This is a genomic window from Brachyspira hampsonii, assembly GCF_002214805.1.
Lineage (GTDB): Bacteria > Spirochaetota > Brachyspiria > Brachyspirales > Brachyspiraceae > Brachyspira > Brachyspira hampsonii.
Genome location: NZ_CP019914.1, coordinates 1,441,302 through 1,465,824, shown reverse-complemented (window position 1 = coordinate 1,465,824; position 24,523 = coordinate 1,441,302). Strand labels below are relative to the sequence as shown.

Here is a 24,523-nt window from a genome sequence, read left to right as displayed (position 1 = left end):
TTTAATCATTAAAATAAATTTTTAAATGTTAGAGGAATTATATGAAAGTTTTTATTAGTGCGGATATTGAGGGAATTACTACAACTACGCAATGGCCTGATACGGATGCAGGAAGTTTAACTTATAAAGAGCATACTCTGCAAATGACTAAAGAAGTTAATGCAGCATGCGAAGGAGCTATAGCGGCAGGAGCTAAAGAAATATTTGTAAAAGATGCACATGACTCTGCTATGAATATAGATCAAACTGCTTTGCCTGAATGCGTAAAGATACACAGAAGATGGAGCGGAGATCCTTATTCTATGGTAGAAGGTATTGATGATAGCTTTGATGCGGCAATGTTTATAGGATATCATAATGCAGCTTCAATCGGCAATAATCCTCTTTCGCATACTATGAATAATAGAAATGTATATGTGAAACTTAATGAAGTTTTGGCAAGCGAGTTTATGTTTTTTAGTTATGCTGCAGCCTATAGGAAAGTTCCTACAGTATTTTTGTCTGGCGATAAAGGATTATGTGAAGAAGCTATGAAGATGAATCCTAATCACCCCAATTTAATAACACTTCCTGTAAAAGAGGGTATAGGATATTCTACTATTAATTATTCTCCAAATTTAATGGTAAAAATGATTAAAGAAAAGACTAAAGAAGCATTAAGTCAGGATTTTAAGGGCAAATTATTAAAACTTCCTAATCATTTTAAACTTGAAGTTTGCTATAAAGAACATGGATATGCTCATAAAGTATCATTCTATCCTAATGCTAAAAAAATTAATGATACCACTGTAGTTTTTGAAAATAATGACTATTATGAGATATTAAGAGCCTTGAAATTTATATTATAAATTTTATAATATAAAAGTCCGATAACTTATGAAAGCCTTCTTAAAAAATAAGTCTTTTTAAGGGGGCTTTTTTATTATCAAGAATTATTATTTAATTTATTTATGGAAAATACTATGACAGAGATTTGGGACGTTTATAATAGAAACAAGCAAAAAACAGGACGCATTCATCAAAGGGGACTTCCTTTAAGAAAAAATGAATATCATATAGTTATACATGCTTGGGTGGTAAATAGTAATGATGAAGTTATAATGACTAAAAGGCACAAAAGTAAAAAAATATGTCCTAATAAATGGGAATGTACAGAAGGCTCTATACTTACTGGGGAAAGCAGTATTGAAGGAGCTATAAGAGAGATTAAAGAGGAGATTGGTTTGTCATTTGAAAAAGAAGAAGGTATATTTTTAACTTCTTTTATACTGGAGCGTTCAAAAACTATAATAGATGCCTTTATGTTTAGAAGAGATGTAAAATTAGAAAATTTAATTTTGCAGGAAAATGAAGTAAGTGAAGCTATGATAGTAGACAGAGAAAAATATTTTGAGATGTGCAAAAACAAAAAAATTGTATCTTCTATAAGATATTTTTATGATATTTATGATAAACTTAAATAATAAAAAAATAGTTTAATGATTAAAAGAGGTTTAAATTGAAAGTATTAATTATAACAGTAGGAGCTCAGGGAAGCGGTAAAACTTACACAATAAAAAAAGCTAAACTTGAAAATTACAGTGTAAGTTCTGATAGTTTAAGAATATTATATTCAGGTATTTTTCCAGATGGAGAAAATGGGCTTTCTATTTCTGAAAAAGACAATTCTTATATTTGGAATAATTTAATATTAAGCATATTAGAAAATAGATTTCGTTTGGGGCTATTTACTATATTAGACAGTACTGGGCTTTTTAATTTGAAGAGTATTACAGAGCTTGCCAAAAAATACGGATACAGAATAGCTGCTGTTTTATTTGATAATGTATCTCTTAAAGAATGCATTGATAATGTAAGAAATAGAGAAGTTGGAAATAATATATCAGAAGAAGTTATAAAAGACTTTTTTATGCGTATGAAAGATTTTAAATTGTCTGGAGCTAATATTTATAAGGCTTCGGATTATGACAGTGCTGAAACTGCATTGCTTGAGGCTTCAAAATGGGACAGTTTTTATTTAAATGAAAAAGAGTTTGAAAAATATGATAATATAAAAGTAATACCAGATTTGCATGGCGAATATGATGTATTTAAAAAATTTTTAAAAAAAGAGAATTATTTTCAAGATAAAAAAACTGCTTATATATTCGTAGGCGATTTAATAGACAGAGGCTCTAAATCAAAAGAATTACTTGATTATTTTCTTAATAATGATATTGAAAGTAATGTTTATTTTATCGAAGGCAATCATGATGTGAATTTGAATTTCTTTGCTAATGACATAAAAGTTACAAGTCAGGATTTTTATAAAACAACATATAAGGAAATAAAAAAATCATTTACCATAACCAAACAAATAAAAGATGACAGCAATAATATTACAGGAGAAAAAATATTAAATGAAAGCGAATTAAATAATTATAAAAAGAAAATAAGAAATTTTTATAAGAAGTTCAGACTTTATTATTTTTTCACTTTTAATGGAAAGAAATTTTTTATTAATCATTCTGGTATAGATAAAATGTATGATCATATACCGGCTTCTCTCTTGAATGGTATTATAACTTACGGATATAAAGAAGATGATGACAGTTATAAATCTTATATAGAAGTAGGAAACAGATTTAAAGAAAATCACAATGATATTATTCAGATATTCGGTCATAGAAATGTGCTTCAGGAAGAATTGGAAGACAAGTTATGCAAAATAAATGATAATGCATATTGTATAGAAAACTCTGTGGAATATGGAGAGGATTTAATTATTCTTAATTTAAAAGATTTATCTATTGAGAGTTATAAGAATGACAGAGAAATATAAAATCTATTTGACAAAGCAAAAACAGATGATAATCTTGTTCGTCATAAATACTATGATACAGTTTATTCTACTAATTTTTCAGATAGGGTATTTTATAAAAGATTATGGAATGAACAGACTATTAAGGCTAGAGGATTATACAGATATAATGAAACAAATGAAATTGCAGGAAGAAGTTATGATAAATTTTTTAATTATGATGAAGTTAATGAAACTAAATTAAAAAGTTTAGAGAAAAATATAGAGTTTCCTGTAAGTGTATACAAAAAATATAATGGATATTTATTTTTGGTATTTTTAGATAAAACTAGAGATGAGTTAATATTTGCTACTAAAAGCTCTATTAATACTAAAATGACCTATTGGGCAGAAAGTTTATTAACGAAAGAAAATAAAAATTTTATTAAAGAATACTGTAAAAAAAATAATACTACATTTGTTTTTGAATGCATACACTTAGAAGATTCTTCTCATCCTATTGTTTATGATGAATCGTTTTTGATTTTGCTTGATATTATATATAATGAAGAGAGTTTCAGAAAACTTTCTTATGAAGAACTATCAAGCAAAGAAATAACAGAGCAATTCAAAGTTAAAGAGAGAATAGAAATATTTGAAGCTCCAAAAGATAATTATAATAAATATATAGAAGAAATGATTAATAAATATACTGATGATTTTTCTATAGACTATGAGGGAGTGGTTTTTGAAGACAGCAAAGGATTTATGGTAAAAGTAAAATGTCCTTTCTATATTATAAAAAAGGCATTAAGGTCAGAGTCTATGCGTTTAAATAGATTAAGTTATTCTTTGAATATTCATTATTCTAATAATCATGTTATTTTTGTAGGAAATAAAATATTTTTAAAATATAAAAGAGAAAATAAATTAAAAGAGTGGAGAAGTTTACAGGTATCAGAAGTTTTAGAAACTTATCATGAGGTTTTGAATGAATTAAATAATAAATAAAGTTTATTTACTTAAATAAAACTTGGGCGGGCATGCTTTTATAATTTAAACTTTAAATATTAATAAATTTCTTAATTGTAAATATAGCTTTTAAATATAAAGGGCGGGGTATGTAATTAAGTTTTAAAGTTTAATTACATTTGCCCACCCTATATATTTATAATTTTAATCTGCAATCAAAATCATTATTTTTTTATTGTTAAATTAGAATTTATTAGCACCCACCCAAGATTTTTTTAAGTTTAAAGCATCATAATCAATTTTCAATTAATATTATGCTTTTTACAGAAATTTTCAGCAGCTTCCATATTAAGAAAAGATAATTTTTTAAGACCTTCAGAAATGATATTCTTTATATGCTCATTAGCTAAATCATATGCTTTATCAAAATCATCTTCAGATTCTTTTATTAGTTTATTGTATTCATCTTTGTTTATTTTGTCTTTTTTTGTATATGCCGTTTTTGATTTTGAAATTCCTCTGTTGAAATAGCTTTCAGAATAATCAGGATTTAATTTTATAGCTTGATCATAATAAAGTATAGCCTCATCATATATTCCTAAATGATTAAGAGCTACTGCTTTATTATAATATGCATCGGCAATATTCGGATCTAATTCTATCACTTTATCAAAGTCTTTAATAGCCTCCTGATATGCTTCCATAGTCATAGCAATTATTCCTCTATTTAAATATGCTTTTAAATAATTTGGAGCAATCTTTATTAATTCATCAAAGTCTTCTACAGCACCTTTATAATCTTTTATATGAAATTTAGCATTTGCTCTGTTGAAATACCCATCTGCAAACTCTCTGTTGATATGAATTGCATTTGTATAATCATCTATAGCTTCATTATAATTGCCAAGTTTTTCTTTTACATTTCCCCTATTATTGTATGCATCAATAAAGTGAGAATTATATTCTATTGCTTTGTCATAATCTTTTATAGCTTCTTTATATTCTCCAAGTGCATTTTTAGATAAAGCCCTATTATAATAAGCATCAGCGAAATGAGGATAAACTTCAATAGCCTTGTTATAATCTTCTATAGAGCCTTTATAGTCTTTCAAACTAGCTTTTGTATTTGCCCTTACATAATAAGCCTCTTCAAGATTATAATTAAGCTCTATTGCCTTGTCAAAATCTTTCAAAGCATTTTCAGTATTACCTAAACTTCTGTTTATGATTCCTCTGTTATAATATGCTGCTGCAAATTTATCATTTAATTTTAAAGCCCAAGTATAATCTTCTACCGCACTTTTATATGAATTTTCATTATCTATATTTGCTTTTGCATTTGCTCTGTTATAGTATGCTTCGTAAATAGTTGAATCTAATTTTATAACTTCAGAAAAATATTCTATTGCTAAGTTATAATTCTTATTTTTAAAAGCATCATAAGCCTTATTAAAAAAATTGTTAATATCCTTTTCAGCCATAAATTAAAACCTTATATTTTATATTATTGTTTTATATTATAATAATATCGAAAAAACTCAATTAAAATATATAGCACTTGAAAGAATATCATAAATAAAATATACTATTTTAGAATTATTATATAAGTGATAAAGATAAATTATGGATATAAATAACTTAAATACATCAATATTAGAACTTTTAAAATTAAGGGGTATAACTTCAAAAGAAGATATTTATGATTTCTTTTTTCAGGATATATATTCACTGTCTAATCCTTTTAATATAAGGGATATTAATGTATTTGTAGACAGAGTAAAAGAAGCTATAGAAAATGATGAGAAGATATTAATATATGGTGATAAAGATGCAGACGGTATAACAGCTGCATCTATTATATACAATACATTAAAAATGGTTACAAAGAATGTTGAGGCATTTGTACCTAATCATACAACAGGATACGGACTTTCTAAGGCAGTTATAGAGGAATATGCCAATTCAGGTATAAGCCTTATTATAACAGTTGACTGCGGTATATCTAATGCTGAAGAAGTGGAGTTTGCAAGGGATTTATCAATAGATATTATAGTAACAGATCATCATGATATACCGGAGATACTTCCGAATGCTTATGCGGTATTTAATCCTAAAATTTCAAATACAGGTTTTGTGTCGAAGAATTTTTCAGGCTGTGCGGTTGCTTTTAAACTTATGCAGGCTTTCGTGTTTTCTTATACCAAGTTATATAATAAGGATATAATAGTATTGGATTATGAGATTGATAGGTCTAAAAATGTATTAAAAAGAATAAGGGCTTTGAAATCTACTAACTTTGTTATAAGCGATGAGGTATTTGGGTTTGAGCTTATTAATAGTGATAATCGCTATAAGTCAATATATGCTGATTATTATGATGAGCTTATGAGCGAAGATGAGGTTTTAGAAGAGCTTGCTAGTTATATGTTTGAAGGCGACGGCTGCGTATTGGTGCTTACAGGCGGAGAAGACCGATTAAAAAGGCTTATTCATCTTTATGGGAAATATGAAATATATTTGCCTGAATATGACAATGTATATGATCTGCTTCAATTAGGTGCTAAATACGGTAATGTTAATATAAAAACAACAAAGACTTTAGATGATTTTGCTTTGGCTCTTAATGTTAATATTTACAGATATGATAATATAGAGTATAGAGATTTAATTATAAAAATGGAAATATTCAGAAGGCTATTTTATATAAGTCAGAAACAGCTTCACAGTTATATAAAGAAGAAGTCTATACTTGTATTATTCGGCAGTGTTGCTGATGTTGTGCCGCTTATAGAAGAAAATAGGGCTTATGTGAAATGTGCTTTAAAAGAATTAGAAAAGCCTAGCCATATTAGATATAATATTATACTTGAGAGAATTAATTTATTAAATACAAAGATAGATACTCAGGCTATAAGCTGGAGGCTTGCTCCTTTTATAAATGCGGCTGGAAGAATGGGAAGCCCTGAAACAGCGTTAAAACTCCTTACATGCGAGATAAAAGAGGAGGCTTTGACTTTATCAAATGAAGTTTACAATATGAATGAGACTAGAAAATCTTTGACTGAATCTAATTTTACTATTGTAAATGAATATATAAAGGCTAATAGCTGTTTAGATTTGCCTATTATAGTGGTAAAAAGTAAAAAGATAGAGCAGGGGCTTACAGGACTTATTGCTGGAAAGGTATTGAGCGAATACGGAAAAACTGCAGTGATTATGCATGAGAGCGATGAGGGTATTTGTATAGGAAGCATAAGGAGTAGGGGAGAGGATAATGCAAGAGATATGCTTGAGTATGCCAATATTTATTTAACTAAATTCGGAGGTCATAAGAATGCTGCCGGATTTACTTTGAATACGGATAATTTTGAGAAGTTTCAGAGTAAGATAATAAAGTATGCATCAAATCAGAATTTCCAAACTGAAAAAAATGATGATGTATTTGATATGGAGCTTAGTTTTAAAGAGATAGATATAAAATTTGCAAGATTGTTGGAATTGTTTGAGCCTTACGGATGCGGAAATGAAGAGCCTTTATTTATGTCTAAAAAAGTTAAAGTTAATAGCATCAATAAAATGAAAAAAAATAATAAAATACATTTAAGGCTTGAATTATTACAGGATAATAAAAAAGTTAATGCTATTATGTGGGATAAAAGCGATGAGGAGGCTGACAAATTATTATCATCTGATTATATAGATATTATTTATAAATTGAAAGTTAATCGTTTCGGGGGAAGCGAAGATGCTAGAATATATATAGAAAGCTATAAAATATTTTAATAGTATTATAGCTTTTCTATTTGCTCTATGCTTAATCCTGTATTTTCATTTATTATTTTAATATCTATTCCTGATTTTTTGAGATTACTTGCTATTTCAATTTTACTCTTTTCTATACCTTGCTCTATGCCCTGTTCTATACCCTGTTCTATGCCTTTTTCTATACCTTGCTTTATACCTTTTTCTATGCCCTGCTCTATACCTTGCTGAATTCCTTTATTCATAGCGTTTTTTATTTCATAGTCAAGCATTCTTTTATTAAAATATTCATCTATCTCTTTTCGTTTGTAGGTATCGATTAATGGATTATCGCAAAGAAAAGATTCTGATTTCTCTTTTACTAATTCAAAAACTGTATCTTCTTTTAATAATGTTTTCATATCTTCCCCCTTAAAAAATTTTATCCAAGACAAAAATTCTTTCTTTATATTTTTTATATCGGTATTATTACTAAACTTTGGAAGCTCTAGGAAATGTATTTGACAATGGTCTGTTAAAATATTATTATGCTTTATTTCTTTAAGCACATAGCATGTATGTATATCATCAATATTTTCTATTAATTTAAAATCTAAAATATTAATGATGATTAAAGCCTGAAGTTTATTATAATCTTCACCCTTATCAAGCATCACACTATAGCCTTTAGCCCAATAAAATAAACTTCTGTAAATAAATTCATTATTTCCTTGAAGCTGTATCTCTATAATTACAACCTCTCCGCTTTCAGTAACGCATCTTATGTCCATTATAGATTCTTTTGATTTTAAATATTTTGAGAGGCTGAAAGGGGTTAATATTTCTACTTTTACGAAAGTTTCAAAGTCTAAATCTTTCATAACAGAGTTTATAAAGCTCAGCACTATACTTTCAGAACCATCAGCAGAAAATAAGTATCGTATAAAGCAGTCATTAATCCTATTAATATTATCAATGGTAATAGGTTCTTTGAATAATTGTTCTAATTTTTTGAAACCGTCCATAATTATATTATATTAAAAAAAACATAAAAGTAAAGCATGTAGTTTTCATTATACGCCCTTTAATTAAACAAACATTTTTAACTAAATGAGCTTAAAGGTAGGAATTTTTATAAGCCTATTGAAATAATTATAAAGGCTAATAAAAAAGGAGGGCTTTAATTCCCCCCTTGTAAGTTATATATATTCTCTAGTTAACTTTCTAATTAATTGAAAGCAGGTAAATACCAAGTTATACCTGTAGTAGTTTCAAAGTATACAGGAATACCGCTTCCTGTAAAATTATCGTTTGCATCTGTATAACCTTGTTTTGTTCCGCTGTTATTAACATCCATCTCAAAGTACCATTCTAAGTCTTGAGTAGGTCTGATATAAAGCTCTGTATAAGCACCCCAAGCTAAGCTATGTATTACTTTAGGATCAGTAGGAACACCAAAAGCGTTAGCTCTTAGTTTTCCATCATAAGTAGCAGTATAACCTAAAGAAGGTTCAACATAAAGTAACTATATCACTGTTAGCAGTTATACCCAATACAGCAGCAACTGATACTTTATAAGCACTTTTGTCATATATAACTGATTGTTTCATACTATTTTCCATAAACAAGTTACCAAAATCCTCAATTGTATATGTGTAGACACCAGATTTAGCTAGTCCGCCTCTTAAAGCAGTATCAAATGCAACTTTCAAATAAGGATTAACAGTTACATTTCCTATTTGAGTATTTAAGAAGTAGAATCTTGTTTGGAAGCCAAAAATTTCTGAATTAAAAGTAATATCATGAAATTTAAGTGTAGAATTTCTATAATATAAATATAATCTTATAGCATTGAAAGCATCTATGCCTGTATAGTATCTTAACTGTATATTATTGAAAGCTACGCCTGTATATGTTGCTTTATTATTACCAGAACCATAATCTTTTACAGCTACTTGTATAGGTATAGATATTCTTAAATTGTTATTTAAAGCATTAACCATAAGTACAGGAGTATGTACGCCTATATATCTGTCGTCCAAATTATCAGTTGCCAAAGTATAGTTATAACCAACACCTATACTAAAAGCCTCAGAAGTGTAGCCTATACCAGCAGAAATAGTTGAATCTAATTTAACACTTCCGGTATTACCGCTAAGTATATTGCCTCAATTATTTAAGTTAATAGAATTAGCTCTAAAACCAAAAGTACCTTTAATAGTATTATTACCTAAAACAAATCCTATTTGGTCCATTCTAGCTCTGAATTGGTTGCCATGTACTAAAAAGTCAATCCATGAATCACCTCTGCCATACATAGCGAATGCTGATGCACTTGCCATAGTCAATAGAGCTATAGCGGTTAATAAAATTTTTTTCATCTTATTTTCTCCATAAATATTAAATGTTTTTTATTCATTACATTACATTGTATAGTAATATTTTTTAAATGTAAATATATAATTTTTGTTTCATTCAATTTACTATAAAATTGATAAAAAATTCAAATAAAAAAATGATGCTTAAAGCCACCTTGTAATTATATATTCTCTAGTTAATACCTAAAATAGAAAGCAGATTAAATCATACCGCAGTAGAAATACGGCTTAATATAAAAATAAAGCCTAACATTTTTATAGCTTTAATTATCCCGCCCGCCCACCCATTAGTTAAACAAATATTTTTAACTAAATGAGCTAAAGCTAAGAATTTTTTTATAAGTTTATTGAAATAATTATAAATGCTAATAGAAAGGAGTTTTTAAATTCACACTTGTAAATCATATATTCTCTAGTTAATACCTAAAATAGAAAGCAGATTAAACCATACCGCAGTAGAAATACGGCTTAATATAAAAATAAAGGCTAACATTTTTTATAGCTTTAATTATCCCGCCCACCCCTTAGCTAAACAAACATTTTTAACTAAATGAGCCTAAAGGTAGGAATTTTTTTATAAGGTTATTGAAATAATTATAAATGCTAATAGAAAGGAGTTTTTAAATTCACACTTGTAAATCATATATTCTCTAGTTAATACCTAAAATAGAAAGCAGATTAAATCATACCGCAGTAGAAATACGGACTAATATAAAAGTAAAGCCTAACATTTTTTATAGCTTTAATTAGCCCGCCCGCCCACCCTTTAATTAAACAAACATTTTTAACTAAATAAGCTAAAGGCAGGAATTTTTTTATAAGTTTATTGAAAAAAAATTATAAAACGCCAATAAAAAAAGGAGGGCATTAAAGCCCCCCTTCGTAGTTATATATATTCTCTAGTTAACTTTCTAAATTAATTGAAAGCAGGTAAGTACCAAGTTATACCTGTAGTAGCTGCGAATTTAACAGGAACACCATTGTAAGTATCATTACCAATAGCATAATCAGTATTGTTATTAACATCCATTTCGAAGTACCATTCTAAGTCTTGAACAGGTCTTATATAAAGTTCTGTATAAGCTCCCCAAGCTAAGTTATGTATTACTTTAGGATCATCACTTGTGGTAGTTCTTGTCTCACCAGCAACAGTATAAGTATATTTAGATTTTCCACTGTAAGTAGCTTTATAGCCTAAAGAAGGCTCAACATAAAGAGTTACTATATCGCTGTTAGCAGTTATTCCTAATACAGCTTGAACAGTTACATCATAAGGGCTTTTTTCCCATTCATATTTTTCAGAATAATCGTTATAGCTGTAACTATAATAGCCACCTGTAATTGTACCATCTCCAACACCGCCAGCTCTAACTTGATTATCTGTTGCTTTTCCTTTTAAAGAAGTATTGAAAGCAACTTTAAGGAATGGATTGATAGTTACATTTCCAAGAGGAGTATTTAAGAAATAGAATCTAGTTTCAAAACCAACTGACTGAGCCATAACATCAGAATATGTTTCAGGATCTGTAGTAACTCTATTTTTGTATGAAGCTTGTCCATATTTGAAATATACTCTTATAGCATTGAAAGCATCTATTCCTGTATAGTATCTTATTTGAATATCAGTACTTATTCCTAAATAATCTTTTTCAGTGTTATCTGGAGCACCATTATAAGCAATCTTATTTAAAGGATTATGAGAAGTAGCTATTTGTACAGGAACAGCTATTCTTAAATTGTTATTTAAAGCATTAATCATAAGTACAGGAGTATGAACACCTAATCTGTCATGTATATGAGTATAGTTGTAGCCTAAACCTATACCGAAAGGCTCAGAAGTGTAGCCTATACCAGCAGAAATAGTTGTTGTTAAATCTACAGCACCTGTATTACCTGTTCTAAGTATGTTTCCTAATGCAGTTGTTGCAGCCTGAGATCTGAAGCCGAAAGTACCTTTAATAGTACCGTTGCCCAAAACAAATCCGAATTGATCCATTCTAGCTCTTAATTGATTACCATGTACTAAAAAGTCAATCCAAGAATCTCTGTCGCCATACATACCGAAAGCAGATGCACTAGCTATAGTTAATAAAGCCATAGCTGTCAATAAAACTTTTTTCATCGTTTTTTCTCCTAAATTTTTTTATATATAGTTAATACTCTTTATGAGCAGTAACTCCAAAAATAATTTAGGAAACAACAAAGATTTAGAGGATCTTTATTGTTTCCGAATGCGTTAGAACCTTTAAGCTTAATTCTAACGGACTATAAAAAATCAGTGAGAATAATAAGATTTAGAGGATCTTTATTCTCCGTAAAAACAGTTAACTAACAGAAAAATTATGCTGCTTTTACTAGTGTGGTTAGTTGGGAATAATAAGGATTTAGAGGATCTTTATTGTTCCAAACATTGGTTATAGACATTATAAGCAATCTTTTTTTCTAATGTCTATGTCATACCAACAATTTCATTCTAATAAATTTACATAAAAAAGTCAACACTAATAATCATAAATTTATAATTTTTTTTAAAAATAATAATTAAAATATATAAAAAACAGTTGATTATTTTGTTATGTAAATAGTTAATTGAATTTTTTTATAATTTTTTAATAAAAAATAATACTGATTTATTTAATCAAATCCATTAATTTTTTTTAATAATTAATTTATAGCTGTTTAAAAAATACTTGATAATATTTAAAGATTTCTCTTGCATACGGCACAAAATAGGTGTGTTCTGTAAATTAATAGATAGTACAGTAATTAATAAAATTAGTTTTTTATCTATTCAAATTCTTCTAAATTAAAATATGTCTTTAATATTTTAAAACACTGCTTAATATGAAATAGAGCATATAGTTTTAATTATACTTCCATTTAATTAAACAAATATTTTTTAACTATATGAGCCTAAAGATAATAATTTTTTTATAAGCCTATTAAAAAAATTATAAAAATCCAATAAAAAAGATGTCTCATTATATACTATAGTTAATTTTATAATAATTAATATTAAGGAAGACTTAAAACCAATTATATATATATTCTCTGCTTAATTTCTAATAATTGAAAGCAGGTAATGTTAGTTATGCCTTTAGCAGCTTAAAAGAGTATACAGAAATAAGGCTTAATATAAAAATAAAGCCTAACATTTTTTATAGCTATCCCGCCAGCCCACCCCTTAGTTAAACAAACATTTTTAACTAAATAAGCCTAAAGCTAAGAATTTTTTTATAAGTCTATTGAAAAAAAAATTATAAAATGCCAAAAAAAGAGGGCATTAAAGCCCCCTTGTAGTTATATATATTCTTTAGTTAACTTTCTAAATTAATTGAAAGCAGGTAAGTACCAAGTTATACCTGTAGTAGTTTCAAAGTATACAGGAAGACTGGAAGCCTGTGAAGGGTTTCCGAAACCATCATTATTAACATCCATTTCAAAATACCATTCAAGATCCTCAACAGGTGTTATATAAAGCTCGGCATAAGCTCCCCAAGCTAATCCATGCTGAACTTTAGAATCAACAGCATTTTGTGCTTTTCCTCCGTATACTGCTCTGTATCCTAAAGAAGGCTCAACATAAAGAGATACTATATCACTGTTAGCAGTGATTCCTAATACAGCCTGAGCAGTTACATCATAAGGGTTTTTATCCCATTTAGTATCTTTTGGTGTGTATAGTGTGTTCATGAGAGAGTCTCCTGCTCTAACCATTGTATTATTACCAATTAAAGCAGTGTTGTATTCTACTTTAACATAAGGATTAATTGTTACATTTCCAATAGGAGTATTTAAGAAATAAAATCTTGCTTGAAATCCAACTGACTGAGCAAACATATCTGAATTGTTTGCAACATTTTTATATCCGGATTGTCCGTATTTGAAGTATATTCTAATAGCATTGAAAGCATCTATGCCTGTATAATATCTTATCTGCGTATCAGTGCTTATTCCCAAATAATCCTTATATAGATTTTCAGTGCCTTTTCCAAAAGGATTTTTTGATGCAGCAATTTGTATAGGAATAGCTATTCTTAAATTATTATTTAAAGCATTAATAGTAAGTACAGGAGTATGAACACCTAAAGTGCTGTTATAATAAGTAAAATTATAACCAACGCCTATACCAAAAATATCAGAAGTGTAGCCTATACCTGCAGAAATAGTTGAATTAAGTGATACATTGTCAGTTTCTCCAGATATTATACTTCCCAATAAAGTTATTGCCGCTTGGGATCTAAGACCGAAAGTACCTTTGATAGTATTGTTTCCTAAAACGAATCCGAATTGGTCCATTCTCGCTCTGAACTGATTTCCGTCTGTAAGAAAATCAATCCAGTCGTCCTGATCTCCGTACATACCGAATGCTGATGCACTTATTATGCTTAATATGGCAGCAGCTGTTAATAAAAGTTTTTTCATTTTTATTTTCTCCATATATATTAAAATTTTTTTCTACATTATTATATAGTAATATTTTTAAATGTAAATATATAATTTTCATTTAATTTACTTTACTGTAAAAAGTATTTAAAATTTGATTAAAAAATGCAAATAAAAAACAGGTCGTTAAATCACCATTTAAATTTATCTAATTAATTTAAAGACGGTAAATATTAAGTAATACCTTTAATAGTTGAAAAGTATAGATAAATACAGCTTAATATAAAACTAAATTCTAAATTTTTTATAGCTTAAATTAGCCCGCCCGCCCTAGTTAAACAAACATTTTTAACTAAATGAGCCTAAAGGCAAGAATTTTTTTATAAGTTTATTGAAAAAAAATTATAAAGAGCCAATAAAAAAGGAGGGCTTAAAGCCCCCCTTATTTTATCTAGTTAATTTCTAATTAATTGAAAGCAGGTAAATACCAAGTTATACCTGTAGTAGTTTCAAAGTATACAGGAAGGTTGTAAGCCTGTGAAGGATTTCCGTAACCGTCATTATTAACATTCATCTCGAAGTACCATTCTAAGTCTTGAACAGGTCTTACATAAAGTTCTGTATAAGCTCCCCAAGCTAATCCATGCTGTACTTTAGAATCAACAGCATTTTGTGCTTTTCCAGTATATAAAGCTTTATAACCTAAAGAAGGCTCAACATAAAGAGATACTATATCGCTGTTAGCAGTGATTCCTAATACAACCTGAGCAGTTACATCATAAGGATTTTTTTCCCATTTAACATCTTTATCACCCCACACAAGTTGACCATTATTAATTGCATTATAAACAATATCTCCTGCTCTAACTTGTCTTGCTGATCCATATAAAGCAGTGTTATATGCAACTTTAACAAAAGGATTGATAGTTACATTTCCAACAGGAGTATTTAAGAAATAGAATCTAGCTTCAAATCCAACTGACTGAGCAAAAGCTTCACTATTAGGAGCAACACCAGTAGGATCTGATACTTTAAATCCGGATTGTCCGTATTTGAAGTATATTCTTATAGCATTGAAAGCATCTATTCCTGTATAGTATCTTATTTGAACATCAGTGCTTATTCCTAAATAATCTGATACATTATAAGTTTGAGGTAATAAACTACCAAAAGGATTATCAGTAACAGCTATTTGTAGAGGAACAGCTATTCTTAAATTGTTATTTAAAGCATTGATCATAAGTACAGGGGTATGAACGCCTAATTTGTTATTTATGAAAGTGTAATTATAACCAAGACCGATACCGAAAGGCTCAGAAGTGTAGCCTATACCTGCAGAAATAGTTGATGTTAGGTTAACATCGCCTGTAGCACCTGTTGTAAGTATGTTTCCTAATGCTGTTGAAGCAGCTTGAGATCTGAAGCCGAAAGTACCTTTAATAGTACCGTTGCCCAAAACGAATCCGAATTGATCCATTCTAGCTCTTAACTGATTACCATGTACTAAGAAGTCGATCCAAGAATCTCTGTCGCCGTACATACCAAACACTGATGCACTTGCTATGGTTAATAAAGCCATAGCGGTTAATAAAACCTTTTTCATTTTTTTCTCCTAAATTTTTTATAGTCTTTTGACAGTGTCTATTGAGAGATTGCTTAAAAACTCAATAGACACCATAAAGATCCTCTATAATTTATTATAGGAAAAACTTATAAAATGTCAATACATATAAACAGAATTATATAAAAAAATCATCATATAAATACATATTTACATAGTTTTTTAATAAAAAATTATGAATTTTTCTAAAAACTGTATAATTATGATTTTTATTTTTATGAATTTTTAAATTTTATTATATATTACTTTGATGATATTTAATTAAATTAATGATCTGTATTAATTATGTTATAGTTATTAATAATTGTTTTTGCAATAAAAAAGCGGCTTTTTAAAGCATACTAATATTAAAAATTAGTTATTTATGATTTAATTACACTTTATAAAGCAGGTAAATATTAAGTTATATTGGTATAGTTTTAATTATACAGAAATACTGCTTAATATAAAAATAAAGCCTAAAATTTTTTATAGCTCAAATTAGCCCGCCCGCCCACTCTAGTTAAACAAACATTTTTAACGAAATAAGCCTAATGGTAAGAATTTTTTGTAAGCCTATTGAAAAAAATTATAAATAACCAATAAAAAAGGAGGGCTTAAAGCCCCCCTATAAGTTATATATATTTTCTAGTTAATTTCTAATTAATTTAAAGCAGGTAAATACCAAGTTATACCTGTATTAGCTCCGAATACAACAGGTACTCCATTACCAACTGGATTTCCTTGAAGTTTAGGTACGCCGTTATTAACATCCATTTCAAAGTACCATTCAAGATCCTGAACAGGTCTTATATAAATTTCTCCGTAAGCCTGCCAATATAATGAATGAGTAAGTTTGCTTCCTCTAATTCCGTCATCTTGTATTCTGTATCCTAAACCAGGTTCAAATATTAAATTGATAATGTCTGTATTAACACTTAAAGATATGCTAGGTATGATTTTTAAATCATAAGCTTCTCTTTCATAAATGCTGTTTGGATCATCAGCCCAAGCATTTGCAGCCCAAGCTGTAAGTCTTCCGTCAAATGCAAAATTGGCAGGGAAGTTTACATTGGCTTTTCCTTTAGCACCTATAGTAGAAGCAAAGTCAATTCTTAAGAATGGATTTACAGTTACATTATTTCCTATAACTGTATTTAAGAAATGAAGTCTTAATTGGAAACTTATAGTTTGTGCTTCATATTTTGTAGTTGTATTGTCAGCCTCCACGCCATTATATCTATTTAATCCGTAGTTAAATTCAAATCTTATGTAGTTAAATGCATCTATTCCTGTATAATATCTTATCTGAGCAGGTATGCTTAAGCCCAAATAATCTTTTCTATCGGTTAATGCTCCAGAAGCTCCTATACTATTCTCTATTGCTATGCTTACAGGCAATGCTATTCTCAAATTATTATTTAGGAAATTCATAGTTACTACAGGAGTATGAGTATTTATTCCTTTAGAGCTAGTACTAGCATTATTTACAGTAGTAGCATAAGTATAGTTATAACCAACACCTATTCCGAAGCCGTCTCCAGTGTATCCTATACCGGCAGAAATAGTAGCATCTAATGGATTTTTGTTGTCTTTACTGCCTGTACTCAAAATGTTTCCATTAATAAGAGTATTAGCTTTAAAACCGAAAGTACCTTTGATAGTGCCGTTTCCTAAAACGAATCCGAACTGATTCATTCTAGCTCTTAATTGGTTGCCATGTATAAGGAAGAACAGCCAAGTATTATCCGCACCATACATACCAAACACTGATCCGCTAGCTACCGTTAAAATAGCCATTACAGTTAATAAAAACTTTTTCATTTTTATTTTCTCCTAAATTTTTATATATAGATACTATTATATAAATTTTTTTTTGAAATTCTATAAAAAATACAAAAATTTTTATATTTTGATAATATACATATTCTTTTTTACAATAAATAAAATTTTTTGCTTTAATTTGTACTGCTATATTGTTAATATATGTGTTAATATATAGTTATAAAATATGAAATTTAGAATTATATATAAAAAATACTAAAATAAAAATATATTTGATTTTATTTTGCCGAATACAGAATAATTAAAAATATTATTTTTGTTTTTAATATTGATTATTAGCACATAATATTATTTAATAAGATTTCTGCTTTCATAATACTCTTTCCATCTTTTGCCGAATTTTTCAGCTTTTATTTTTACAGAATTATTGAAATAGTTTTTTAATTTTGGCAAATCATCTTTATTTTCTTTAGCAACACTTCCTATCAAATTTCCAACTACAGTATCCATTTTTATACTTTTATCACCGTAATAATAGGAATGCAGTGCTGATTGATAATAAACCGATACAGCTTCAGCAGTACTCATCACCGAATTTAATTCCTGTATTTTGGCATTTTCAAAACTTTTGCCGCTTCTAAGTTCATTAAATGTAGTGGCAAGTATATCAACAACATCATATTCTATATCAACATCTATATCAGCAAGCTCTAATAATGTTTGGCATTGATTAGTAATGATTTCACCTTCAAGTTTCGGATTTTTTATAGGTTCAACTGTTTCAAAATTGAATCTTCTTTTTAAGGCACTGCTCATTTCATTGATGCCTTTATCTCTGGTATTGGCAGTAGCTATAATATTAAAGCCGGAATTTGCAAATAATACTCTGTTCTGTTCCGGAATATTCATAATTTTATCGCTTAATATACTTATAAGTGAATCCTGTATTTCAAGCGGGCATCTTGTAATCTCTTCGAATCTTGTTATTATTCCTTCATTCATTCCTATATAAATCGGGGAAGGTATAAGTGCTTCTTCTACAGGTCCTTTAGCAAAAAGCATGGCATAATTCCAAGAGTATTTTATATTATCTTCATTAGTTCCGGCAGTTCCCTGTATTGTTATTGTACTGTTTCCGCTTATGGCAGCTGATAATAATTCGCTTAGCATAGTTTTGGCAGTACCGGGTTCTCCTACAAGCATTAATCCTCTGTTGCCTGCTAATGTTATTATTGCTCTTTCTACTAAGGCATCATCTCCGTAAAATTTTCTTTTTATCTCTACGCCGCTTTTTAATTTTTTACCTAATATGAAATCTCTAACAGCCTGAGGAGATAAATTCCAATTTTTCGGCTTACTATTTTTATCTTCTTTTTTTAAAGATTCAAGTTCATCTTTATAAAGTTCTTCCATTAAAGGTTTCTGATGTATTTTTTCTTCATTATTATTATCTTTTTTCATTGTCATAACAAACTCCTTTATTTAGAAATAGTTTTTCTCTTTTCCCATAAAAATAAACCTATTCCAGCTAATATAACAGTTATTCCTATAAACTGTTTAAAACTTATGCTTTCATGCAATATAAAGTATCCTAGTATACAAGTTCCTACAGCTTCTCCTAATATAGTCATAGATATGATAGTTGCTGAGAAATATTTTAAAAGCCAAGTAAATATTACCTGTCCGAGCATAGTTGATATGAATGTAATTCCTAATATATTAATCCAAGTATTTAATGAATAGCCTGTAAAAGGTGTATGCATTATATATGATAAAATTCCTAAAAAGATAAATGCACTGAAATATGTTAAACTAATCCAAGTTAAAGCGGATAATCTTTTTCTTGTATATTGCCCTATAATAAAATATGTACTTATAAGTCCTGCAGATATAAAAGCTATAAAATCTCCAAGCAATGCTTTTGAGCTTATCTGAAAATCGCCCCAGCCTATTATGACAGAACCCATAACTGCTATAATAAAACCTAAAATAGCTAATTTAGTGTACTCCTCTTTAAAAAATAAATGTCCTGCTATGAATGCAAATAAAGGCTGCAATGTTACTATAACTGTAGAGCTTGCAACAGATGTAAGGCTTAATGATTGAAACCATAAAAAGTAATGAAGTGCTAGTGAAAATCCTGATATCACAGAGAGTATTATTTCTTTTTTATTAACAGATAAAAGTTCTTCTCTTGAAGATTTTTTTGATATTGTTATCACAGATATAAAACAAAATGATATAAATATTCTGTAAAATGCTATTATAGATGAAGGAGCATTAGCAAGCTTAACAAATATTGCAGAAGCAGATAATGCCATAACTCCTATAAGTAAGAATAAAGCCATAAAAATTAAACCTTAAATTAATTACAATATAATATACTAAAAAAATACTATTGCAAGATAAATGCATTCAAACTATTAAATTTAAATATTTTTCTCTAAACCCCGCCCTTTAGGTTTTTTGCATTCATTTCAAATGACGGCATCATTTATATATTTTGCTTAATTTTAAAAAAGCATGCCCGCCCTAGTATTGATTAGATTTAAAAAATTATTTAACGCACGGTAAATGAGCTTTTATTTATTGTTTTAATTATAATTTCAAAATAATCATATATTAAAAATTTTATTCTGCGTGCGGTTTAGGAGGCAATAAATTCAAAATAAAGCAGGGTGGGTGCCTTTATTTCTAATTTGACAATATAAAAGGTAGAAATTAGAAATTTCAAAATAAAATAAAAAGCATAGAGGGCGGGGAGTTAGGATAAAATTTTATTTTTTAATAATTTTGTTTTGTAAATTCAATAAAAAATTGTAAAAACTCTTTGACAAAAGTTCAATTTTTCAGTATATATAATATGTAAGGATTTAATATTTCAGTAAAGGAGCTTATTTTGTCTTATGAAGAAGTACATTTTTATCATAATGGTATTGATTTCTAATATAGTTTTCGGATACAATCAGACATTTAAAGTAGGTGAATATATAAAGTATGATGTTTTAGCACAGGTTCCGGAATTTAATATAAGCGGAAAAGTCGGTACGCTTGAAGCCAAAGTTCTTGCGATAAGTAATGTAAACGGAGTACCAGCATACCATTTATATGCCCATGTTTATACTACAGGAGCAGCTAATTGGGTTTATAAAGTAAGCGATATATTTGAGGCATGGATAAGTACCAATGATTTTAAACCTATAGTTCTTAAGAAAGATACCTCGGAAGGAGATTGGACTAATAGAGAATCTTTAACTTTTTATGATAATTATTATTTATTCAATGATAAGAGAACGGTTGATGAAAAAGTAGAATTTGAAGGTATGGCATTTGATGCTTTATCTCTTGTATTCTTTATGCGTTTCGTAGACAAAAATATCGGTACATTTAAAGTAAATTGGCTTGAAGGAAAAAATGTCAAAAAAGATATAAGATTTACTATAGAAAATGGAGAAGATTTAAAAACAAAGTTAGAGCGGGATAAATTATCTACTATAAGAGTTTATGAAAAAGATAAATACGGAACAGATGCATTGATTGCTAAAGATAAATATAATCAGGTGCCTCTCGATGTAATCATAGCAGAACAGAAAGTTTACGGACTTACAATAAGGGTTAGAGGGATAATTAGAGAATATAAAGATGGAAAATAATATTTTATATATATTATAAAAATTATTAAAAAAGAGATGGTATATTTACTATCTCTTTTTTTAATATGAAAACCAATTATTTGCTTGCTTCTAATTTATCATTTATTTCTTTAACTATACTGTCTATAACTTCATCGCTCATTCCATGTCCTCTGCATCCTTCTTCTAAACTTTCCCAGCTTGCAACATGACATCCTACGCAATGAAGACCTCTGCCCATCATTATTTCTACAGAATCAGGAAATATCTGTATAATTTCACCTATACTCATAGTTTTGTTTATCATATTTATTACCTCTTTTTTTATTTTTATTTATATGTTTATAATACTATTAATATATTTTTTTGTCAAAGTGTAAAATCTCTATTTAAAATAGGATAGAAGTTATTGAAATTTTTAATATATTTTCTTATATAATTTAAATTTAACTCTCCTGTAGTTTCTAATGCCTTTTTTTCCATTTTAGACATTCTTTTAACATCTTTATTCTTTCCTAATTTTTTATATATTCTTTTCAATATCATTATAATATATATATTATGAGAATAATTTTCTATATTTTCAAATAATGTTAAAGAAGTAACTAAATCAAATCCTTCTATATTATTCAATGCAAAATATGAATATAATAATGCCGCATAATCATGAGAATTATTTCCTAAAGCATTAACAGTTTTTCTTATTATATCATAAGCCATTTGCTCATCTTTTTCTACTCCTATTCCCTTATAATAACAATGTGCTATAAACCCATTAGAGCATGAGCATTTAGAATTACTATTTTTGCATATTGTCATAGCTTTATTATACATTTCAAAAGCCTTAGAATCATTTTGCTCTATTCCTCGTCCTAATTCATAGGCTTTTCCAACAACAGTTAAAGCACATTCCAAAGTATTATCTATATCAAATGCTATATTCGCCATAGAAATAGCTAATTCAGGATACGGAGTAATAATATCTCCGTAAAATAATTCCTTAGCATATATATAGTATGATACAGCATCATTTAATTCTAAAGCTTTCTTTAACATATATATGCCTTCATTAATATATTCATTAGGCATATTATAAATCATTATTTTTGCTATGGATCTGTATATAGGAGCTTTATCAAGATTGCCATTTAAACATATCTTAAAATTATCTAGTATTAATTTATAATCATTAGAGCCTATCATCTGCAAAGAATGAGCATATATAAATCTTATATAATATATCTCATCATCATTGTCATTCACATATTCAAAAAATTCTTTGCATAATTGAGCTGCTGCCTCATAATTTCTTATTTCATAATTTGAAAATATTGATAGGTAATATGTAGAGTATTTATATTCTATTTTATCTATATGAGATAAGTATTTTAATGTCTCTCTATAGTCATCATCATTTTTAGCATAATTATGATATAATTCTGCAATTTTTTCATAAATCCAAGCTTCTTTATTTTCATTAAGTATTTTTTTGAATTCTGCTATTGCCTTTTTTATTTCACCCTGATAAGCATATAAATTTCCTCTATAGTATCTGTACTGAAGACTTTTTATTCCTATTACATCTATCACTTTATCTAATAAATAAAAAACTTCTGCTAAATCTTTTCCTTCTTCCTGACTGTCCGGATAATTTTTATCATCATTTTCTATAATTAAATCATGCAGTGCCTGAATTTTACCAAGTAAAGCATCTAATCTATATTTATTATTATGTTTTAAAAGTTCATTATAATTTTCTATAGCTTTTCTGTAATTTTCTTTATTAAAATACCATTCTGCTCTTTCATATATTGCATTAAAATTGGATGCATTTAATTCTATAGCCCTGTCCAAAAAGAATATAGCATCATCATAAAACTCAGATTTTATACCATTTTTAGCTAGTATTATACCTTTAAGAAAATAAGCATCATCATAAAAAGGAAAATCATAAATAAGTTTATTAGCTTCTATATCAGCTTTTGTAAGTATATTAAGATTATAGTAGCAAAGTCCTCTTTCAAATCTTGCCACTTTGCTTTTTTCAGGTTTTACCTTGCTGATAAAATCATCATAATAGCCTATAGCCTGATAGAAATCTGCTTCATTTTCTCCGTTATTAAGATAGCTGCTTGCTAGTATTAATAGAGCATCATAAGCAGTATTGTCTTTTTCAAAAAGTATCTGTGCATATTCTCTTTCTTTATCAGCATTTTTTAAATCTCTGTTAAGATACATTAATCCTCTATATGCATCTGTTATATTAGGATCTATATCTATTGATTTATTAAGATCGTATTCTATAGTTGAATATATCAAAGCCCTTCTAGCATCATATTTATTTTTATCAAATTCTTCACTCTGAAGTTCTATGAATGCCGATTTTCCCCTCATATAAAAAGCTCTGGCATTATCCGGTTCTCTTGATATAATAATATCCAATTCTTCTATTGCTTTTCTATAATCACCATCATCAATATATTTACTTATATCATCTAAAGAACTCATAATATACTTTATATCCTAACTGCTAGATTTAGTAAAAACTGAAATACTACTCTAAGTACAATAGGAACAACTAATTGAAGTACTAAAAGAAATACTAATGGAGATAAATCAAGAATACCTACAATAAGTCTTCTTCCGCCGAATATTTTATCTATAACTCCGTCAGTTATTTTATAAAAAAAGTTTACTATAGGATTATAATAGTCTAAGTGCATAGCTCCGAAAGCCTGAAGCCAGCTTAGTATAATCCATACAAACCATATAAAAGAATAAAGTCTTAGAGTTTGCATTAATAAATAGTATATAAATCTAATTGTTTCTATTAACATATAACATATATATCCTGTTTATATTATTTAATATTTTTTAAGGCTTCATCTATATTATCAGCAGTTTTTACAATGGTTAAAAATTTAGTAGCCTCGAATAATGATTTTAACTGTTTGCTTAGAGAACAAAAATAAACAACTCCTCCATTTTCTGAAGACACCCTTAAAGCTAATGCAATCAATCCTAATGCTGAAGAACACATATATTCTATATTATGAAAATCAAATATCAAATTATAAATATCTACATTTTTAATATAATTTAATTTTTCTTCTAATATATCAACATTCTCAGATATAATATTTTTTTCTATATTTATTATTGCCGTTTTATCCTCAATAATTGTACGAACCATGCAAACTCCTTTAATAAGATGAAAATAGAACCATATTTAATAGTTTTTAATATATTA

Annotated in this window: 18 protein-coding genes and 1 pseudogene; 6 read left to right on the top strand and 13 right to left on the bottom strand. The window is 28.0% G+C overall.

Annotation, left to right across the window (positions count from 1 at the left end):
- The first annotated feature begins 41 nt into the window (after positions 1-41).
- The 4 genes from BHAMNSH16_RS06245 (at position 42) to BHAMNSH16_RS14525 (ending at position 3,790) form a co-directional block, all read left to right on the top strand.
- On the top strand, positions 42-848 hold the full coding sequence (locus BHAMNSH16_RS06245; protein ID WP_008727962.1) for a M55 family metallopeptidase: 807 nt from the start codon (positions 42-44) through the stop codon (positions 846-848).
- A 114-nt stretch (positions 849-962) separates the two neighbouring features.
- Entirely contained in the window at positions 963-1,463 is a 501-nt protein-coding gene (locus BHAMNSH16_RS06240) for an NUDIX hydrolase (protein ID WP_008727960.1), read from the top strand.
- 35 nt (positions 1,464-1,498) lie between these two features.
- Complete coding sequence (locus tag BHAMNSH16_RS14530) at positions 1,499-2,821, top strand: metallophosphoesterase (RefSeq protein WP_241033668.1); 1,323 nt, start codon at positions 1,499-1,501, stop codon at positions 2,819-2,821.
- A 120-nt stretch (positions 2,822-2,941) separates the two neighbouring features.
- On the top strand, positions 2,942-3,790 hold the full coding sequence (locus BHAMNSH16_RS14525) for an RNA ligase (protein WP_308461611.1): 849 nt from the start codon (positions 2,942-2,944) through the stop codon (positions 3,788-3,790).
- 263 nt (positions 3,791-4,053) lie between these two features.
- On the opposite strand, the gene BHAMNSH16_RS06230 is transcribed toward BHAMNSH16_RS14525, so the two are convergent.
- Complete coding sequence (locus BHAMNSH16_RS06230) at positions 4,054-5,232, bottom strand: tetratricopeptide repeat protein (RefSeq protein ID WP_069731637.1); 1,179 nt, start codon at positions 5,230-5,232, stop codon at positions 4,054-4,056.
- Between the two features lie 142 nt (positions 5,233-5,374).
- Here BHAMNSH16_RS06230 and recJ point away from each other — a divergent pair, with 142 nt between their 5' ends.
- On the top strand, positions 5,375-7,534 hold the full coding sequence (gene recJ / locus BHAMNSH16_RS06225) for a single-stranded-DNA-specific exonuclease RecJ (RefSeq protein ID WP_069731636.1): 2,160 nt from the start codon (positions 5,375-5,377) through the stop codon (positions 7,532-7,534).
- Positions 7,535-7,539: 5 nt separating this feature from the next.
- Here the strand turns inward: recJ and BHAMNSH16_RS06220 are convergent, their stop codons facing one another.
- The 8 genes and pseudogenes from BHAMNSH16_RS06220 to BHAMNSH16_RS06185 form a co-directional block, all read right to left on the bottom strand.
- Positions 7,540-8,517, bottom strand: a complete 978-nt coding sequence (locus BHAMNSH16_RS06220) for an Rpn family recombination-promoting nuclease/putative transposase (RefSeq protein WP_008727881.1) — start codon at positions 8,515-8,517, stop codon at positions 7,540-7,542.
- Positions 8,518-8,720: 203 nt separating this feature from the next.
- A pseudogene (locus BHAMNSH16_RS06215) lies at positions 8,721-9,873 on the bottom strand (cell surface protein).
- A 913-nt stretch (positions 9,874-10,786) separates the two neighbouring features.
- Entirely contained in the window at positions 10,787-11,992 is a 1,206-nt protein-coding gene (locus BHAMNSH16_RS06210) for a variable surface family protein (protein ID WP_069731429.1), read from the bottom strand.
- A 1,208-nt stretch (positions 11,993-13,200) separates the two neighbouring features.
- Positions 13,201-14,295 carry a variable surface family protein gene (locus BHAMNSH16_RS06205; RefSeq protein WP_008728961.1) on the bottom strand — a complete coding sequence of 365 codons (1,095 nt, stop codon included), beginning with the start codon at positions 14,293-14,295 and terminating at the stop codon, positions 13,201-13,203.
- 427 nt (positions 14,296-14,722) lie between these two features.
- Positions 14,723-15,859 (bottom strand): variable surface family protein, encoded by a 1,137-nt coding sequence (locus BHAMNSH16_RS06200; protein WP_008728962.1) that lies wholly within the window; start codon positions 15,857-15,859, stop codon positions 14,723-14,725.
- Positions 15,860-16,519: 660 nt separating this feature from the next.
- Positions 16,520-17,680, bottom strand: coding sequence for a variable surface family protein (locus tag BHAMNSH16_RS06195; protein ID WP_008728963.1), 1,161 nt, complete (start codon positions 17,678-17,680; stop codon positions 16,520-16,522).
- 309 nt (positions 17,681-17,989) lie between these two features.
- Positions 17,990-19,102 (bottom strand): ATP-binding protein, encoded by a 1,113-nt coding sequence (locus BHAMNSH16_RS06190; RefSeq protein ID WP_039954542.1) that lies wholly within the window; start codon positions 19,100-19,102, stop codon positions 17,990-17,992.
- A 17-nt stretch (positions 19,103-19,119) separates the two neighbouring features.
- Positions 19,120-19,989: a DMT family transporter gene (locus tag BHAMNSH16_RS06185; RefSeq protein ID WP_008728965.1), complete on the bottom strand. Its 870-nt coding sequence runs from the start codon at positions 19,987-19,989 to the stop codon at positions 19,120-19,122.
- Between the two features lie 558 nt (positions 19,990-20,547).
- Here BHAMNSH16_RS06185 and BHAMNSH16_RS06180 point away from each other — a divergent pair.
- Positions 20,548-21,294, top strand: coding sequence for a DUF3108 domain-containing protein (locus tag BHAMNSH16_RS06180; RefSeq protein WP_039954540.1), 747 nt, complete (start codon positions 20,548-20,550; stop codon positions 21,292-21,294).
- Between the two features lie 76 nt (positions 21,295-21,370).
- Here the strand turns inward: BHAMNSH16_RS06180 and BHAMNSH16_RS06175 are convergent, their stop codons facing one another.
- From BHAMNSH16_RS06175 to BHAMNSH16_RS06160, 4 genes are all read right to left on the bottom strand, one after another.
- Entirely contained in the window at positions 21,371-21,580 is a 210-nt protein-coding gene (locus BHAMNSH16_RS06175) for a DUF1858 domain-containing protein (RefSeq protein ID WP_008728968.1), read from the bottom strand.
- Positions 21,581-21,642: 62 nt separating this feature from the next.
- A complete protein-coding gene (locus tag BHAMNSH16_RS06170) occupies positions 21,643-23,781 on the bottom strand; it encodes a tetratricopeptide repeat protein (RefSeq protein ID WP_069731428.1) in 2,139 nt (712 codons plus the stop codon).
- A gap of 8 nt (positions 23,782-23,789) precedes the next feature.
- On the bottom strand, positions 23,790-24,110 hold the full coding sequence (locus BHAMNSH16_RS06165; protein ID WP_008728969.1) for a YggT family protein: 321 nt from the start codon (positions 24,108-24,110) through the stop codon (positions 23,790-23,792).
- A 23-nt stretch (positions 24,111-24,133) separates the two neighbouring features.
- Positions 24,134-24,466, bottom strand: coding sequence for an STAS domain-containing protein (locus tag BHAMNSH16_RS06160; RefSeq protein ID WP_008728971.1), 333 nt, complete (start codon positions 24,464-24,466; stop codon positions 24,134-24,136).
- Positions 24,467-24,523 lie beyond the last annotated feature (57 nt).

Coding starts and splice junctions, on each gene's coding strand:
- BHAMNSH16_RS06200 (WP_008728962.1), bottom strand. CDS start 15,859: ATGAAAAAGGTTTTATTAACCGCTATGGCTTTATTAACCATAGCAAGT.
- BHAMNSH16_RS06180 (WP_039954540.1), top strand. CDS start 20,548: ATGAAGAAGTACATTTTTATCATAATGGTATTGATTTCTAATATAGTT.
- BHAMNSH16_RS06175 (WP_008728968.1), bottom strand. CDS start 21,580: ATGATAAACAAAACTATGAGTATAGGTGAAATTATACAGATATTTCCT.
- BHAMNSH16_RS06160 (WP_008728971.1), bottom strand. CDS start 24,466: ATGGTTCGTACAATTATTGAGGATAAAACGGCAATAATAAATATAGAA.
- recJ (WP_069731636.1), top strand. CDS start 5,375: ATGGATATAAATAACTTAAATACATCAATATTAGAACTTTTAAAATTA.
- BHAMNSH16_RS06165 (WP_008728969.1), bottom strand. CDS start 24,110: ATGTTAATAGAAACAATTAGATTTATATACTATTTATTAATGCAAACT.
- BHAMNSH16_RS06210 (WP_069731429.1), bottom strand. CDS start 11,992: ATGAAAAAAGTTTTATTGACAGCTATGGCTTTATTAACTATAGCTAGT.
- BHAMNSH16_RS06170 (WP_069731428.1), bottom strand. CDS start 23,781: ATGAGTTCTTTAGATGATATAAGTAAATATATTGATGATGGTGATTAT.
- BHAMNSH16_RS06195 (WP_008728963.1), bottom strand. CDS start 17,680: ATGAAAAAGTTTTTATTAACTGTAATGGCTATTTTAACGGTAGCTAGC.
- BHAMNSH16_RS06190 (WP_039954542.1), bottom strand. CDS start 19,102: ATGAAAAAAGATAATAATAATGAAGAAAAAATACATCAGAAACCTTTA.
- BHAMNSH16_RS06185 (WP_008728965.1), bottom strand. CDS start 19,989: ATGGCTTTATTCTTACTTATAGGAGTTATGGCATTATCTGCTTCTGCA.
- BHAMNSH16_RS06230 (WP_069731637.1), bottom strand. CDS start 5,232: ATGGCTGAAAAGGATATTAACAATTTTTTTAATAAGGCTTATGATGCT.
- BHAMNSH16_RS06205 (WP_008728961.1), bottom strand. CDS start 14,295: ATGAAAAAACTTTTATTAACAGCTGCTGCCATATTAAGCATAATAAGT.
- BHAMNSH16_RS06245 (WP_008727962.1), top strand. CDS start 42: ATGAAAGTTTTTATTAGTGCGGATATTGAGGGAATTACTACAACTACG.
- BHAMNSH16_RS06220 (WP_008727881.1), bottom strand. CDS start 8,517: ATGGACGGTTTCAAAAAATTAGAACAATTATTCAAAGAACCTATTACC.
- BHAMNSH16_RS06240 (WP_008727960.1), top strand. CDS start 963: ATGACAGAGATTTGGGACGTTTATAATAGAAACAAGCAAAAAACAGGA.